Raw genomic sequence first — 15,744 nt, forward strand, 5'->3', positions numbered from 1 at the left:
CGGGCGCGCCGTACCCTCGACGCATGACTGATACGGCAGCCCTCGACCCGGGCCGGCAGATCGACACCCTCGACGAGATCACCCCTGAGCAGGCACGGGCCGTACTCGCGCTGCTCGACGACGCGGCCCGTTCCGACGGCGTACAGGCCGTTTCCGAGCAGGGGCGGTTGCAGTTGCGCGGGGGCCCGAGGGTCGGGGTGCGGCATTTTCTGCTGACCGTCGGCGGGGAGTTGCTGGGGTACGCCCAGCTGGAGGACACCGATCCCGTCGAGGCGCCGGCCGCCGAGCTGGTGGTGCATCCGTCGCAACGGGGGCGCGGGCACGGGCGGGCGCTCGGGGCCGCGTTGCTCGCCGCGTCCGGGAAGCGGCTGCGGGTGTGGGCGCACGGCGGCAAGTCCGCCGCCCGGCATCTGGCGCAGGTGCTGGGGCTGAGCATGTTCCGTGAACTGCGGCAGTTGCGGCGGCCGTTGGAGCCGCTGGACATCGCCGAGCCGGTCCTGCCGGACGGGGTCACCGTCCGTACCTTCGTACCCGGCCAGGACGAGGCCGCCTGGCTCGCCGTCAACGCCGCCGCCTTCGCCCACCACCCCGAGCAGGGCGGACTCACGCGGCGCGATCTCGCCGACCGCGAGGCCGAGCCGTGGTTCGACCCGAAGGGCTTCTTCCTGGCCGAGCGGGACGGCCGGCTCGTGGGCTTCCACTGGACCAAGGTGCACGCCGCCGAACAGCTCGGCGAGGTGTACGTCGTCGGCATCAGCCCCGACGCGCAGGGCGGCGGACTCGGCAAGGCGCTCACCGCGATCGGGCTCCGCCACCTGGCGTCGCTGGGCCTGCCGACCGCGATGCTCTACGTCGACGCCGACAACACGGCGGCGGTGACGGTCTACGAGCGTCTCGGCTTCGCGACGCACGAGGTGGACCTCATGTACCGCACGGAGTCGTAGCGCTCCTCGCGGCGGCCAAGTACCCCAAGGGGCGGTGAAGTTGACACCGCCCCTTCTTCACCCCATGCTTTCACTACTTACCTAGTGAAAGGGTGCTTGCGGGTGATCGAATACCGCATCGACCGGCGCAGCGGTGTCGCCACATACCTCCAGATCGTCCAGCAGACCAAACAGGCCCTCCGGCTCGGCCTGCTGGAGCCCGGCGACAAACTGCCCACGGCCCGCGAGGTCGTGGAAGCCACGGCCATCAATCCCAACACCGTCCTCAAGGCCTACCGCGAACTGGAACGCGAGGGCCTGGCAGAAGGACGCCGCGGGCTCGGCACCTTCGTACGCGGCACCCTCGGCGGCGGCGCCGCCGACAGCCCGCTGCGGGCCGAACTCCGCGCCGAACTCGCCGCGTGGGCCGAACGGGCCCGCACCGGAGGACTGGAGAAGGACGACCTGACGGCGCTATTCACCTCCGTCGTCGACGAACGCTTCGACGCGCATGTCCCGAACACGAACCAGAAGCAGGGGGAACACTCATGACAGCCGCGGCGATCGAGGCGACCGGCCTCGGCAAGCGCTACCGGAGGAAGGGCCGCTGGGCCCTGCGCGACTGCTCCTTCCGGATCCCGCAGGGCCGTATCTGCGCCCTCGTCGGACCCAACGGCGCCGGCAAGTCCACCCTGCTCGCCCTGGCGTCGGGACTGCTCCCGGCCACCGAGGGCGGCGTCCGCGTCCTCGGCGAGCACCCGGCGACCGTCCGCGAGCGGATCGCTTACGTCGCGCAGGACAAGCCCCTCTACGGGCAGTTGACCATCCGCGACACCCTGCGCATGGGGTACGAACTCAACCCCGGCCGCTGGGACGCCGAAGCCGCCGAGCGGATCGTCACCGAGGGAGGGCTCGACCTCGGCGTACGCGTCCGTACGCTCTCCGGCGGCCAGCGCACCCGCGTCGCCCTCGCGCTCGCACTCGGCAAGCGACCCGAACTCATGCTTCTGGACGAGCCGATGGCCGACCTCGACCCGCTCGCCCGCCATCAGCTCATGGGCACGCTCATGGCCGAGGCCGCCACGCACGGCACCACCGTCGTGATCTCGTCGCACATCCTCGCCGAGCTGGAAGGCACCTGCGACTACCTGCTGCTCCTCGACGAGGGCCGGATCCGCCTCGGCGGCGAGACCGAGGACCTACTGACCGCGCACCGGCTGATCACCGGCCCCGTAAGCGAACTGGCCCCGCACACGGTCGTGGACACCCGCACCACCGGCCGCGGGCTCACCGCGCTGATCCGCCCCGACGGACCGGTCGGCCCCGACTGGCAGACCGTGGAACCTTCCCTGGAGGAACTGTTGCTCGCCCATCTGCGCTCCCCGGGCGCGCCCGTGCTGCTGACCCCGAGCGCCGAGTCGCGGCGCGACGAGCGGGAAGCGGCGGTGACGGCATGAACGCGCTGACGCCGCGCGGCCCGGCCTGGGTCGCCATACGGCAGCACCGCCCCGCGCTGTGGACGGCGCTGTTCCTCACGGTGCTCACCATCGGCTGCGTGATCGCGGCCCGAGTCTGGGTCGGCTCGGCCGGGGCCGTGGTGAGCTGCGGCGAGGGGTGTGAGATCAGCACGACGGCGAGCGGCTGGTTCCGCTGGGCGGAGAACTACGTCGGGGGCGCCGCCGTCCTGCTGCCGCTCGTCGTCGTGGCGTTCACCGCGGGTCCGCTGATCGCCCGTGAACTGGAATCGGGCATGTACCGACTGGCATGGACCCAGTCGGTGTCGCCCGCCCGCTGGCTCGCCGTCCGCCTCGCCGGCGCCGCCGCGATCGCCACGGCGGGCGCCGTTCTCCTGGCCGCCACTCTCCGCTGGAGCAGGTCCTACAGCCAGGAAGACGCGTTCCTCTCCATGGCCCGGTCCTGGAGCGGTCGCGAGGTCTACCCCGCCCTGGGAGTGACAGTTGTCGGCTACGTCCTGCTGGCGGTCGCCGTCGGCGCGCTCGCGGCCGTACTCCTGCGCCGCACCCTCCTGGCGATGGCCGTCGGCCTGGCCGCCACGGGGGGAGTCGCACTGGCCCTCGCCTGGGTGCGGCCCTACCTGTGGCCGGTCGTCAAGACAGAGGGGGGCGCGGGGACGAGCCCCTTCACCGCGTCGCCCGATCCCTGGATCGTACGAGAAGGCGTCGTCCTCGCCGACGGCAGCCAGATGACCTACAAGCAGTGCCTGGACATGGGTTTCTCGAAGTCGCCGTGCGCCCCGGACACCGCCTCCACGGCCGGCACACGCTTCTACGAGTACCACCCCGACTCCCACTTCTGGCCCCTCCAGCTCGTCGAGACCGGCATCGTGCTCCTGCTCGCCGCCGCGTGCGTCTTCGGCGCGTTCAAGGTATTGGGGCGCCGGCACGGCTGACCCACGGGCACAGGCGCGGGGTCCCGTCCGCCGCAGGGGGCGGACGGGACCCCGGCCACTCCGGACCGACCCCGGCCGTTCATCTGTACGTTCACCTCGTACAACCGTGCGCCACCAGCGGTCCGTGCCCCTCGTCCGACCCCGTGGAGCCCCGCCCCGCTTCCCTGCACGTCATGTCGCCGTTACCGGGCATTCAGACGGGGTTGCGACCCTCTCGGAATGCAGCCCGCTGTGCCCCCCACGCCGAACGGCAGGTTCCGTCTCGCCCCCGCGGGTTCCGACGCGCCTGTCACGCCTTCAGCGCGGAACAATGGAGGTATGAGCCAGCAGCCTGCCGAGAGCCCGGTCCACCCGCAGCCGTCCGTCGGGTCCATCGCCGCACACCGGCCGCACACGGTCAGCGCCGCCGTGTCCGATCTGGAGCCCGACCTCGACGCCGATCTCGACTCGTACGAGCAGGACGAGGACCACGAGGGCGGGGAGCTGCCCCAGGGCCGCTTCCTCGACCGTGAGCGCAGCTGGCTCGCCTTCAACGAACGCGTGCTGGAGCTGGCCGAGGACCCGGCCACCCCGCTACTCGAACGGGCGAATTTCCTCGCCATCTTCGCGTCCAACCTGGACGAGTTCTTCATGGTCCGCGTCGCGGGCCTGAAGCGCCGGATAGCGACCGGCGTCGCCACCCGATCGGCCTCAGGGCTCCAGCCCCGCGAAGTGCTCGACCTGATCTGGACCCGGTCGCGGGAGATCATGGCCCGGCACGCCGCCTGCTTCCAGCAGGACGTCTCCCCCGCGCTCGCCGACGAGGGCATCCATCTGATCCGCTGGGGCGACCTCACGGAGAAGGAGCAGGCACGCCTGTTCACCCTGTTCAGGCAGCAGATCTTCCCCGTCCTGACGCCGCTGGCCGTGGACCCCGCGCACCCCTTCCCGTACATCTCGGGGCTCTCCCTCAACCTCGCGGTCGTCGTCCGCAACCCCGTCAGCGGCCACCGGCACTTCGCCCGCGTCAAGGTGCCCCCGCTGCTGACGCGCTTCCTGGAGGCGTCCCCGCAGCGGTACGTGCCCCTGGAGGACGTCATCGCGGCGCACCTGGAGGAGCTGTTCCCCGGGATGGAGGTCCTGGCGCACCACATGTTCCGGGTCACCCGCAACGAGGACCTGGAGGTGGAGGAGGACGACGCGGAGAACCTCCTCAAGGCGCTGGAGAAGGAGCTCATGCGGCGCCGCTTCGGCCCGCCGGTGCGCCTGGAGGTCGAGGAGTCGATCGACCCGTACGTCCTTGACCTGCTGGTCCGTGAGCTGAAGGTGTCCGACGCCGAGGTCTACCCGCTGCCGGGGCCGCTGGATCTGACCGGTCTGTTCGGGATAGCCGCGCTCGACCGGCCGGAGCTGAAGTTCCCCAAGTTCATCGCGGGCACGCACCGCGACCTCGCCGAGGTGGAGTCGGCGTCCGCGCCGGACATCTTCGCGGCGCTGCGGGAGCGCGACGTACTGCTGCACCACCCGTACGACTCGTTCTCCACCTCCGTCCAGGCCTTCCTGGAGCAGGCGGCGGGCGACCCGGACGTGCTGGCGATCAAGCAGACGCTGTACCGGACCTCCGGCGACTCCCCGATAGTCGACGCGCTGATCGACGCCGCCGAGTCGGGCAAGCAGGTCCTGGTCCTCGTCGAGATCAAGGCCCGCTTCGACGAGCAGGCCAACATCAAGTGGGCGCGCAAGCTCGAAGAGGCCGGCTGCCACGTCGTGTACGGGCTGGTCGGGCTCAAGACGCACTGCAAGCTCTCGCTCGTGGTCCGGCAGGAGGGCGAGACCCTGCGCCGCTACAGCCACGTCGGCACCGGCAACTACCACCCGAAGACGGCGCGGCTGTACGAGGACCTGGGCCTGCTCACGGCCGACCCGCACGTCGGCGCGGACCTCTCCGACCTCTTCAACCGGCTGTCGGGATACTCGCGGCGCGAGACGTACCGCCGGCTGCTGGTCGCGCCCAAGTCACTGCGCGACGGGCTGATCACCCGCATAAACAAGGAAGCGGCGCACCACCGTTCGGGCCGCCCGGCCTATGTACGCATCAAGGTCAACTCGATGGTCGACGAAGCGGTCATCGACGCCTGCTACCGCGCGGCGCAGGCGGGCGTGCCGGTGGACATCTGGGTGCGGGGCATCTGCGCCGTACGCCCCGGCGTGCACGGCCTGTCGGAGAACATCCGGGTGCGCTCCATCCTCGGGCGCTTCCTCGAACACTCGCGGATCTTCGCCTTCGGAAACGGCGGCGAACCCGAGGTGTGGTTCGGCAGCGCCGACATGATGCACCGCAACCTCGACCGTCGTATCGAGGCCCTGGTCCGGGTCACCGACCCGGCACACCGCGCCTCCATCAGCAGGCTTCTGGAGACCGGCATGGCGGACACCACCGCGTCCTGGCATCTGGGCGGCGACGGCAACTGGACCCGGCACTCCGTCGACGCGGACGGGCAGCCGCTCAGGCACGTACAGGAAATGCTCATTGACGCCCGGAGGCGCCGGCGTGCAGCACCATGAAGCAGACACCGCCGGCTCGGTCGGTACGGCACATCCCGACCGTGCCGACCGCCCCGCCCACCCCGACGACGCCTTCGAGGCGACCGCGGGGCAGGTGCTCGCCGGGTATCTGAACGCCCGCTGCGCGGACTTCCTGCGCAGTCTGCGGCTGTACGGGGAGAGCGGCTCGGACACCGCGGCGGCGGAGGAGGCCGCGTCGGCGCTGCGCTGTTCGGCCCGGCGGATCGGGGCCGGTCTGCACACGTTCCGGGTGCTGCTGGACCCGGTGTGGGCGGACCAGCTCCGTGCGGAACTGGGCTGGCTGTCCGGCACACTCGCGCAGGAGTACGCGTGCACGGCGCGGCTGCACCGGCTGGTGTCGGCGCTGGCGCGGCTGTCGGGGGCGGGGCCGGTGCCGGGGTCCGGGCCGGTGCCGACCGCCCGTAACGGCGAGGGATCATCGGCGGCGTCGGCCGCCGCGGGCGCGCTGACCGTCGGGGCCTCGCGCGCCGGGGCGCTGCTGGAGCGGCAGTTGACGCTCGCGCGCACGCGTTCGCACTCCGCGGCGCTCCAGGCCCTCGGCTCGTCCCGCTTCCACGCGGTGGCCGACGCCGTCGCCGTCCTGGCCTCCGAGGTACCGCTGGCGCCGGTCGCGGGCGCGCCCGCCGCCGAGATCCTGGCGGCGCCCCGGAGCGCGGCCGAACGCAGGCTGCTCGACGCGGTGTCCGCGCTGCCACTGGCGCGCGCCGCGCACCCGTACAACGCGGAGGCCCTGATCCACGGGCTGGCCACCCCCTCCGACGGCGAGGCCCAGGACGCCCCGTGGCACCAGGTGCGGCTGCTGCTCAGACTGCACCGGTACGCCCAGGAGGTCCGGCAGGGCGGCGGCTCCCCCGACCCGGTGCTCGCCGAAGCCGGCCGCGCCCTGGACCACCACCGCGACGCGGCGGAGGCGGCGGCAGCCTCGGCGAACGCGGCCCGCACACCACGGATCGCCCCGGCAACGGCGTACGCGCTCGGCGTGCTGCACGCGGACCAGCGCCTCGAAGTGGAGGCGGCGCGCTACGAGTTCCAGCGGATCTGGCAACGGACGGCGGTGACCGCACCATGACCGGGAGCGACCCCGGCCGTACCCGTACGGCCAGGACGGGCACGGTCCTCGCGGCGGGCTGCGTGCTCTGGCGCAAGTCGCCCTACTCGGCCGACGGCACGGAGATCTGCCTGGTCCACCGGCCGAAGTACGACGACTGGTCCCACCCGAAAGGCAAGTTGAAGCACGCGGAGGACGCCCTCACGGGGGCGCTGCGCGAGGTGCTTGAGGAGACGGGTCACCACTGCTCCCCCGGCGCGCGGCTCGGCACGGTCAGCTACCTGGCCAACGGCCGCCCCAAGGAGGTCGTCTACTGGGCGGCGGAAGCGACGGACGGCACCTTCGCGCCGAACGACGAGGTGGACCGTGTCCTCTGGCTTCCCCCGCCCACGGCCCGCACCCGCCTGACCCAGCCCCGCGACCGCCTCCTGATCGACGCGCTGCTGGACTCACTGCCCGCGAGGAGCGCGCCGGAGGCATGACGGACACTCCCCACGGTCAGTTCTTGACCTCCTCCACGGAGGTCGGACCCAGTTGCTCGGCGCTGGCGTACTCCGGCATCGTCATGGGCTTGTCGAACAGGAAGAACGACTGGTTCGTCCCGACCGTGAACTCGATGTACGCGCCGGTCGTGGCGTCGAAGCCGTAGTAGGCGTTGCACATCGAGCCCGCCGAGTACACGCCGTCCATGCCCGGCAGCGCCACGACCACCTTGCCGGTGGACGAGGAGTCCACCTTCTCCGTCGGTGTGAGCATCTCGCAGCGCGCGACGGGCAGGCCCTTCATGACGAAGTACCCGTACTCGCCCCTGGCGTTCTGGATGTAGACGTAACTCAGCTTGCCCCGCTTGCCCCAGGTCTTCACCCACTGGTTGATGGCCTCGCGGGTCGGCGAGTACTCCATCTTCCCGGCGGGCTGGTTCGCCACGAGCTGGTCGTAGTTCCTCTGCTTGGCCTTGGTCTCCCTGCTCTGGCTGGAGTCGTCGTCGCAGGCGGTCAGACCCAGCCCCAGGGTGAGCGCCGCCATGGCCGCCACGGCGGTACGAGTGATCGTCTTCATGCTGTGCTGCCCCCTTTCCGGGAGGGTGGTGGTTATTCGGCGCAGACGGTGTCGTCGTCATCGGCGTCCAGGCGGTACGGCAGATCCCGGTCGCGGAAGGGGGCGCGGTGTTCCTGGGCGGCCTTCGAGTTGTAGTCGTTGATCGACTCGGTCCGCGACGCCGTCAGCGCCATGACGGACTGGTCGATCTGGGTCTTCCTGGCCGCCGAGGCTGATCCCCGCTCCTCCTTGAGCGCCTCGATCGTCCCCTCGGCGTTCTGCGCGGCCTCGCACAGATCGAAGAACTCCTGGTAGGTCGACTGCCGGAACGCGCCCGACCCGACCGTGTTCTCCCGCTCCTCGGCCGCGCCCCGGAACGGCGCGGTGATCCAGCCGGCGCCCCCGAACACGAACGTGGCGATCACACTCAGAAACGCCACACCGATGATCCAGCCGACGATCCGCGTGCGGAGCCGTACTTCCTCTCCCGTAACCCCCATCGCATTCCCTCTCTCGGTGGACCGACGTCCGTCGTCAGTCCTTCGAGTGTGGGTTTCGCCCAACCGGTTGCCCATGGTGAGGAGTTGGAAGCTGGATGTAATTCCGGACGCCGTCGGGCACGGCTACGCGAGCGCAGGCCAGGGCTCCGGCGGCGAGGAGGCGAAGAACCGGAGGATGCCGAGCAGCCGCGAGGCCGGGGGCGCCGTCCAGTGGCGTTCGCCCGGCACCGGGGTGGGGTGGCGCAGGCGGGCGAGGGCCCAGGTGAGGTGGTAGCGCAGGACGCGGGCCTCCCAGGCGTACGAGCGGTCGTGCGCGCCCTCGCCCGCGCCCCCGCCCGCGCCCTCCCGGTAGCCGTCGAGCATCGCCGGGATGCCCCACAGCGGCGTCTTGGCGAATTCGACCGCCGGGTCCGCCCACATCGCGTCACCCCAGTCGACGATCCCCGTGAGGGCGAGCCTCCCCGGCGCCGCACCCGCACCCTCCCCCGGCCCCGTCCCTGCTCCCGGCCGCACGAGCAGGTTCTGGGGCGCGATGTCGCCGTGCACCAGGACGCGGGGGGAGGAGGCGGGGATCCGTTCCGCGAGGCGGTCGAACCAGCCACGCAGCCAGCGCGCGGCCTCCGCGTCGAGCATCCCGTCCCTCAGCAGGACGTCGACCAGCCGGTGCGGGGCGGCGGCGTCGGGGTCGTACTCCACCGGAACACCGGTCAGCTCCCCCACCCCCGCGGGCGTCACCCGGTGCAGCCGCGCCAGCTCCCGCCCCACCTCCCGGAAGACGTCCTCCGCGCCCGCAGCCCCGTCCAGCGCCGCGAGGTCCACCCCCGGCACCCGCTCCAGGACCATGTACGGCACGTCCGCGTCCGTACGGCTGTCGTCGAAAGTGACGAGCGCCGGCGTACGCACCCCGGCGGCCCGCGCGACCGGGATGACCGCCGCCTCCTTCACCAGGTCGGCGACGAACGCCTCCGTACGCGGAATACGCAGCACCAGGTCCGGACCGAGGAGATACGCCCGGTTCGCCACCCCTGACGCCGTCGGGCGCACTTTCTCGGCGGGCACGCCGTGTCGGGCGCCGATCACGGCCGGAGCCGCACCAGGCTGTCCGTCACGGTTCACCTCCCGTTCACTCCCATCCGTCAGCGGCTTCACCTGATCTGCCTAATTTCGGCCTTACACGGTGACCGGCACACCGCCGGATCCACCACCTCGACGCACGCCGCCGTAGAAGTGCGTATACCCGCACACAGGCGGCTTCTGGAAGGAACACCCGAAGTGAAGCTTCAGCGCAAGAACCGGCTGCGCGCCACCGCGCTCGGTGCTCTCGCCGTCTCCGGCGCCCTGGTTCTCACGGCGTGCGGCTCGGACGACAACACGGAGAGCACCGGCTCCGGCGACAAGACCGCCGCCGCCGCCTCGGACATCAAGTGTGACGACGCCAAGGGCCAGGTCCTTGCCGCCGGATCGAGCGCCCAGAAGAACGCGATGGACCTCTGGGTCAAGAACTTCCAGCAGGCCTGTTCGGGCGTGGAGATCAACTACCAGCCGATCGGTTCCGGCGGTGGCATCACCAAGTTCACGCAGGGCCAGGTCGCCTTCGCGGGCTCCGACTCCGCCCTGAAGCCCGAGGAAGTCACCGCCTCCGAGGAGATCTGCAAGGGCGGCAAGGGCATCAACCTCCCGATGGTCGGCGGCCCCGTCGCCATCGGCTTCAACGTGCCGGGCGTCGACAGCCTCGTCCTGGACGCCCCGACCCTCGCCAAGATCTTCGACTCGAAGATCAAGAAGTGGGACGACAAGGCGATCGCGGACCTCAACCCCGACGCCAAGCTCCCGAGCACCGCGATCCAGGCGTTCCACCGCTCGGACGAGTCGGGCACGACGCAGAACCTGAACAAGTACCTCAAGGCCGCGGCCCCGGCCCAGTGGAACTACGACGACAGCTCGAAGTCGTGGGAGGCCAAGGGCGGCCAGGCCGCCAGCGGCTCCTCCGGCGTCGCGTCCGGCGTCAAGGACACCGAAGGCGCCATCGGCTACTTCGAGCTCTCCTACGCGACCGCCAGCGACATGACCACCGTCAAGGTGGACACGGGCGCCGGCGCCCCGGTCGAGGCCACCACGGAGAACGCCTCCAAGGCCATCGCCGCCGCCAAGGTCAAGGGCACCGGCAACGACATGGCGCTGGAGCTCGACTACGCCACCAAGGCCGAGGGTGCCTACCCGATCATCCTGGTGACGTACGAGATCGCCTGCGACAAGGGCAACAAGGCCGAGACCCTGCCCGCCGTCAAGGCGTTCCTCAACTACGCCGTCAGTGAAGAGGGCCAGAAGGTTCTGGCCGACGCCGACTACGCGCCGCTCCCGACCGAGATCGCGGCCAAGGTCCGCGAGATCGTCCCCACCCTGTCCTGACCTCCGGACGTGGCCGGTCCCGCCGAGCGGGACCGGCCACGTCTTCCGGTGCACCGCCGCCAGGAGCCGCGACCCGGCTCCGCAGACCGGAGAAGACCGATGGATACAGCAGCCGCAACCACCAGCCCCCCACCACCGCCACCCCTCGAGGACCAGGGCACGCCCAAGGGGAAGAAGCAGCCCGGCGACCGGATCTTCCTGGGCCTGTCCCGGGGTTCCGGCATCACATTGCTGGTCATCATGGCCGCGATCGCCGCGTTCCTCACCTACCGCGCCCTCCTCGCGATCTCGAAGGACGAGGCGAACTTCCTCACGACCTTCGAGTGGAATCCGCAGGCCGATCCGCCGGTCTTCGGTATCGCCGTACTCGCCTTCGGCACCGTGGTCAGCTCGATCATCGCCATGGTGATCGCCGTCCCGATCGCCATAGGCATCGCGCTCTTCATCTCACACTTCGCGCCCCGCAGGCTCGCCGCCCCGATCGCCTACCTGGTCGACCTGCTGGCAGCCGTACCGAGCATCATCTACGGCCTGTGGGGCGCCGTCTTCCTCGTCCCGTATCTCGACGGCCTCAACAAGTGGCTGAACGAATACTTCGCCTGGACGTACATCTTCGAGAAGACGAACGAGGGAATCGCCCGCAACCTGTTCACCGTGGGCATCCTGCTGGCGATCATGATCCTTCCGATCATCACCAACGTCATCCGTGAGGTCTTCCTCCAGTCGCCGAAGATGCACGAGGAAGCCGCACTGGCCCTCGGTGCCACGCGCTGGGAAGTCATCCGGATGTCGGTCCTGCCGTTCGGCCGCTCCGGCATCATCAGCGCCTCGATGCTCGGCCTCGGGCGCGCGCTGGGCGAGACGATGGCCGTCGCCGTCGTCCTGTCGCCGAGCTTCCTCTTCTCGGGCCATCTGCTCGACGCGGGCGGCGGCACCTTCGCGCAGAACATCGCCGCGAAGTTCAACGAGGCCGACGGCTTCGGCCGGGACGCGCTGATCGCCTCCGGTCTGGTCCTCTTCGTCATCACACTGCTGGTCAACGGCGCGGCCCGCGCGATCATCGCCCGCCGCAAGGAGTACTCGGGGGCCAACGCATGAGCCACACGCTGCAGGACAAGCGGCCCGCGGTCGCCGAGCCCCAGGGCTCGCTCTCGCACGCGCGCATGCCGCGCTGGGCCCCCGCGGCCATCGGCGCCGGGTCCCTGGCGCTGGGCTGGCTGATCGGTGAGACGGCGGGGCTGGAGAGCGAGGTCCAGTGGGTCCTGCTCGCCGCGCTGCTCTTCGTCGGCGGTACGTATCTGATCACCGCCAAGGTCGAAGGCAGCCGCCAGGGCAAGAACCAGGTCGCGACCAGCCTCGTCTGGGTCTGCTTCATCCTGGCCGTCATCCCGCTGCTCTCGCTGGCCTGGACCACCGTCAGCAAGGGCGCCTCGGTCGTCGACGGGTACTTCCTCACCCACTCGATGAGCGGACTCCTCGACACGGACGAGGGCGGCGGCATCTACCACGCGCTGCTCGGCACCATCGAGCAGGTCGCCATCGCCGCGGTGATCGCCACGCCGATCGGTCTGCTGACCGCCGTCTACCTCGTGGAGTACGGACGCGGCAAGCTCGCCCGCGCCGTCACGTTCTTCGTGGACGTGATGACCGGCATCCCGTCGATCGTCGCCGGTCTGTTCATCCTGGCGACGTGGAACCTGATGCTCGGCTTCGGCCCCTCCGGATTCGCCGGCGCCCTGGCGCTGTCGATCCTGATGATGCCGGTGATCGTCCGCTCCACCGAGGAGATGCTGAAGCTCGTCCCGAACGAGCTCCGCGAGGCCTCGCTGGCGCTGGGCGTGCCCCAGTGGCGCACGATCCTCAAGGTGGTCCTGCCGACCGCGATCGGTGGCATCACCACCGGCGTGATGCTCGCGATCGCGCGCATCACCGGTGAGACCGCGCCCGTGCTGCTGCTCGTCTTCGGTACGAAGCTCATCAACCCGAACCCGTTCGAAGGCGCCCAGTCGTCGCTGCCGCTGTACGTGTACGAGCAGTACGCGGTCGGCACCAGCGCCTCGGTCGAGCGCGCCTGGGGCGCGGCACTCGTCCTGATCGCCTTCGTCATGCTCCTCAACCTGGTGGCCCGCGGCATCGCCCGCTGGAAGGCTCCCAAGACCGGCCGCTGAGGCCCCGATATCCGGCTCCGCCGAGCGGGGTCACGCAGAAAGCAGTGATTGAAGATGGCCAAGCGAATCGACGTCAGCGGCCTGACCGCGTACTACGGCAACCACCGGGCGATCGACGACATCTCCATGACCGTCGAGCCCCGCTCCGTGACGGCCTTCATCGGCCCGTCCGGCTGCGGCAAGTCCACGTTCCTCCGCACCCTCAACCGTATGCACGAGGTCACGCCCGGTGGCCGCGTCGAGGGCAAGGTCCTGCTGGACGACGAGAACCTGTACGGCGCCAACGTCGACCCGGTCGCGGTGCGCCGCACGGTCGGCATGGTCTTCCAGCGGCCCAACCCGTTCCCGACCATGTCGATCTTCGACAACGTCGCGGCCGGTCTGCGGCTCAACGGCAAGTACCGCAAGAACGAGCTGGCGGACGTCGTCGAGAAGTCCCTCAAGGGCGCCAACCTCTGGAACGAGGTCAAGGACCGCCTGAACAAGCCCGGTTCCGGCCTCTCCGGCGGCCAGCAGCAGCGTCTGTGCATCGCCCGCGCGATCGCGGTCCAGCCGGACGTCCTGCTGATGGACGAGCCGTGCTCGGCGCTCGACCCGATCTCCACGCTCGCGATCGAGGACCTGATCGGCCAGCTCAAGGAGCGCTTCACGATCGTCATCGTGACGCACAACATGCAGCAGGCGGCGCGGGTCTCGGACCGTACGGCCTTCTTCAACCTGTCGGCCGTGGGCCAGCCCGGCAAGCTCATCGAGATAGACGAGACGGAGCGGATCTTCGCCAACCCGTCCGTACAGGCCACCGAGGACTACATCTCGGGCCGCTTCGGATAGGCCCCGGCGCCCCAAGCCCGTCCTGCGGTGCTGCATGGCGGTGCCACCGCAAGGCGAAGGGCCCGCCCCCTCTCCCAGGGGGCGGGCCCACTCTTGTGTCCGGTGGTCGGGGGTCGGGCTCAGCCGAAGGCCAGGTTCACAATCCAACTGTGCTTTCCCGGGGGACAACCCCCGGACCCCCGGCCGAAAGGCAGCCTCGGCCTCAGCCGAACGCCAGGTTCACGATCCAGAAGCTGACCGCCGCCACCAGCGCCGCCGCCGGCATCGTGATGAACCAGCCCAGGATGATGTTCTTCGCCACACCCCACCGCACCGCGTTCACCCGCTTCGTCGCGCCGACGCCCATGATCGCCGAGGTGATGACGTGAGTGGTCGAGATCGGCGCGTGGAAGATGAACGCCGAGCCGAACATGATCGAGGCGCCCGTCGTCTCCGCCGCGAACCCCTGCGGCGGATCCAGTTCGATGATCTTGCGGCCCAGTGTCCGCATGATGCGCCAGCCGCCCGCGTACGTACCGAGCGAGAGCATCACCGCACAGGCGATCTTCACCCAGATCGGGATCTCGTCGCCCTGACCTTCGACATCGGCGATGACCAGCGCCATCACCACGATGCCCATCGTCTTCTGCGCGTCCTGGAGTCCGTGCCCGAGCGCCATTCCGGCCGCCGAGACGGTCTGGGCTATGCGGAATCCGCGCTTGGCCTTGTGCGGGTTGGAGTGCCGGAACATCCACATGATGCCGACCATCACCAGATAGCCGATGACCAGGCCGACGATCGGCGACAGGAACATCGGGATGACGATCTTCTCCAGCACCCCGGTCCAGATCACCTCGGTCCCGCCGGCGAGCGCCGCGCCCACCATGCCGCCGAAGAGCGCGTGCGACGAGGAGGACGGCAGGCCGTAGTACCAGGTGACCAGGTTCCAGACGATCGCCCCGACGAGCGCGGCGAAGAGGATCCCCATCCCTCGCTGCCCGTGCGGCGTGGCGATCAGCCCTTCGCTGACGGTCTTGGCGACCCCTTGGCCGAGAAACGCCCCCGCGAGGTTCATCACCGCGGCCATCGCCAGGGCGGCGCGTGGTGTCAGCGCACGCGTTGACACCGATGTCGCGATGGCGTTCGCGGAGTCGTGGAAGCCGTTGGTGTACGTGAAGCCGAGCGCGACTCCGATGGTCACGATCAGGGCAAAGGTGTCCACGTGGTTCAGGACTCCTTGACCGCGATCGTCTCCACCGTGTTCGCGACGTGCTCGAACGCGTCGGCGGCCTCCTCGAGCACATCCACGATCTGCTTGAGCTTCAGGACTTCCATGGCGTCGTACTTACCGTTGAAGAGCTGGGCGAGCAGCTTGCGGTGGATCTGGTCGGCCTGGTTCTCCAGGCGGTTGACCTCGATCCAGTACTCGGTGAGGTTGTCCATCGTGCGCAGGTGCGGCATCGCCTCGGCGGTCAGCTCCGCCGCCCGCGCCAGCACCTCGATCTGCTGCTCGACACCCTTGGGCAGCTCCTCGACCTGGTAGAGAACGACCAGGTCGACGGCCTCCTCCATGAAGTCCATGATGTCGTCGAGGGACGAGGCGAGGTTGTAGATGTCCTCGCGGTCGAACGGCGTGATGAAGGAGGAGTTCAGCTGATGGAAGATCGCGTGCGTGGCATCGTCCCCCGCGTGCTCCGCCGCGCGCATCCGTTCCGCGATCTCGGCTCTGGCGGAGGAATCCGCTCCGAGCAGTTCCATGAGGAGCTTGGAGCCCGTGACGATGTTGTCCGCTGACGCGGCGAACATGTCGTAGAAGCTCGTCTCCCTGGGGGTCAGACGAAAGCGCACGGGGGATCCTCGGTTTACATCGGGT

The 15,744-nt window shown here is 69.9% G+C and carries 16 protein-coding genes; 11 read left to right on the top strand and 5 right to left on the bottom strand.

The window, feature by feature from the left end:
- Window positions 1–23 precede the first annotated feature (23 nt).
- The 7 genes from mshD to ACFWHU_RS27065 all read left to right on the top strand — a co-directional run bounded on the left by mshD (window position 24) and on the right by ACFWHU_RS27065 (window position 7,428).
- The gene (mshD, locus tag ACFWHU_RS27035; RefSeq protein ID WP_385796290.1) at window positions 24–944 is read left to right on the top strand and encodes a mycothiol synthase; all 921 of its coding nucleotides are present in this window, start codon (window positions 24–26) and stop codon (window positions 942–944) included.
- Between the two features lie 102 nt (window positions 945–1,046).
- Window positions 1,047–1,475, top strand: a complete 429-nt coding sequence (locus ACFWHU_RS27040; protein ID WP_385796287.1) for a GntR family transcriptional regulator — start codon at window positions 1,047–1,049, stop codon at window positions 1,473–1,475.
- Window positions 1,472–2,380 (top strand): ABC transporter ATP-binding protein, encoded by a 909-nt coding sequence (locus ACFWHU_RS27045; protein WP_385796285.1) that lies wholly within the window; start codon window positions 1,472–1,474, stop codon window positions 2,378–2,380. Before ACFWHU_RS27040 ends, ACFWHU_RS27045 begins: the two co-directional genes overlap by 4 nt.
- Window positions 2,377–3,333 carry an ABC transporter permease gene (locus ACFWHU_RS27050; protein ID WP_387227862.1) on the top strand — a complete coding sequence of 319 codons (957 nt, stop codon included), beginning with the start codon at window positions 2,377–2,379 and terminating at the stop codon, window positions 3,331–3,333. The genes ACFWHU_RS27045 and ACFWHU_RS27050 overlap by 4 nt, the downstream gene beginning before the upstream one ends.
- A gap of 318 nt (window positions 3,334–3,651) precedes the next feature.
- Window positions 3,652–5,877 (top strand): RNA degradosome polyphosphate kinase, encoded by a 2,226-nt coding sequence (locus ACFWHU_RS27055; protein ID WP_385796281.1) that lies wholly within the window; start codon window positions 3,652–3,654, stop codon window positions 5,875–5,877.
- Window positions 5,843–6,967, top strand: coding sequence for a CHAD domain-containing protein (locus tag ACFWHU_RS27060; protein WP_387227864.1), 1,125 nt, complete (start codon window positions 5,843–5,845; stop codon window positions 6,965–6,967). The genes ACFWHU_RS27055 and ACFWHU_RS27060 overlap by 35 nt, the downstream gene beginning before the upstream one ends.
- Window positions 6,964–7,428 carry an NUDIX hydrolase gene (locus tag ACFWHU_RS27065; RefSeq protein WP_387227867.1) on the top strand — a complete coding sequence of 155 codons (465 nt, stop codon included), beginning with the start codon at window positions 6,964–6,966 and terminating at the stop codon, window positions 7,426–7,428. Before ACFWHU_RS27060 ends, ACFWHU_RS27065 begins: the two co-directional genes overlap by 4 nt.
- 16 nt (window positions 7,429–7,444) lie before the next feature.
- On the opposite strand, the gene ACFWHU_RS27070 is transcribed toward ACFWHU_RS27065, so the two are convergent.
- The 3 genes from ACFWHU_RS27070 to ACFWHU_RS27080 all read right to left on the bottom strand — a co-directional run bounded on the left by ACFWHU_RS27070 (window position 7,445) and on the right by ACFWHU_RS27080 (window position 9,564).
- Window positions 7,445–8,005 carry a hypothetical protein gene (locus tag ACFWHU_RS27070; protein WP_387227869.1) on the bottom strand — a complete coding sequence of 187 codons (561 nt, stop codon included), beginning with the start codon at window positions 8,003–8,005 and terminating at the stop codon, window positions 7,445–7,447.
- A 32-nt stretch (window positions 8,006–8,037) separates the two neighbouring features.
- On the bottom strand, window positions 8,038–8,484 hold the full coding sequence (locus ACFWHU_RS27075) for a hypothetical protein (RefSeq protein WP_387227871.1): 447 nt from the start codon (window positions 8,482–8,484) through the stop codon (window positions 8,038–8,040).
- A gap of 123 nt (window positions 8,485–8,607) precedes the next feature.
- Window positions 8,608–9,564, bottom strand: a complete 957-nt coding sequence (locus ACFWHU_RS27080) for a phosphotransferase family protein (protein ID WP_387227873.1) — start codon at window positions 9,562–9,564, stop codon at window positions 8,608–8,610.
- Window positions 9,565–9,756: 192 nt separating this feature from the next.
- On the opposite strand from ACFWHU_RS27080, the gene pstS reads away from it, so the two are divergent.
- The 4 genes from pstS to pstB all read left to right on the top strand — a co-directional run bounded on the left by pstS (window position 9,757) and on the right by pstB (window position 13,892).
- On the top strand, window positions 9,757–10,893 hold the full coding sequence (gene pstS, locus ACFWHU_RS27085) for a phosphate ABC transporter substrate-binding protein PstS (protein ID WP_385796267.1): 1,137 nt from the start codon (window positions 9,757–9,759) through the stop codon (window positions 10,891–10,893).
- 99 nt (window positions 10,894–10,992) lie between these two features.
- Complete coding sequence (pstC, locus tag ACFWHU_RS27090; protein ID WP_385796265.1) at window positions 10,993–11,991, top strand: phosphate ABC transporter permease subunit PstC; 999 nt, start codon at window positions 10,993–10,995, stop codon at window positions 11,989–11,991.
- Window positions 11,988–13,061, top strand: a complete 1,074-nt coding sequence (gene pstA, locus ACFWHU_RS27095; protein ID WP_385796263.1) for a phosphate ABC transporter permease PstA — start codon at window positions 11,988–11,990, stop codon at window positions 13,059–13,061. The genes pstC and pstA overlap by 4 nt, the downstream gene beginning before the upstream one ends.
- A 54-nt stretch (window positions 13,062–13,115) precedes the next feature.
- Entirely contained in the window at window positions 13,116–13,892 is a 777-nt protein-coding gene (pstB, locus tag ACFWHU_RS27100; RefSeq protein WP_078076465.1) for a phosphate ABC transporter ATP-binding protein PstB, read from the top strand.
- A 202-nt stretch (window positions 13,893–14,094) separates the two neighbouring features.
- On the opposite strand, the gene ACFWHU_RS27105 is transcribed toward pstB, so the two are convergent.
- Both ACFWHU_RS27105 and ACFWHU_RS27110 read right to left on the bottom strand, forming a co-directional pair.
- The gene (locus ACFWHU_RS27105) at window positions 14,095–15,093 is read right to left on the bottom strand and encodes an inorganic phosphate transporter (protein ID WP_147876553.1); all 999 of its coding nucleotides are present in this window, start codon (window positions 15,091–15,093) and stop codon (window positions 14,095–14,097) included.
- 5 nt (window positions 15,094–15,098) lie between these two features.
- Window positions 15,099–15,719 carry a DUF47 domain-containing protein gene (locus tag ACFWHU_RS27110; protein WP_052582416.1) on the bottom strand — a complete coding sequence of 207 codons (621 nt, stop codon included), beginning with the start codon at window positions 15,717–15,719 and terminating at the stop codon, window positions 15,099–15,101.
- Window positions 15,720–15,744 lie beyond the last annotated feature (25 nt).

The sequence above is a fragment of the Streptomyces sp. NPDC060366 genome (assembly GCF_042725135.1).
In the GTDB taxonomy this organism is placed as follows: domain Bacteria; phylum Actinomycetota; class Actinomycetes; order Streptomycetales; family Streptomycetaceae; genus Streptomyces.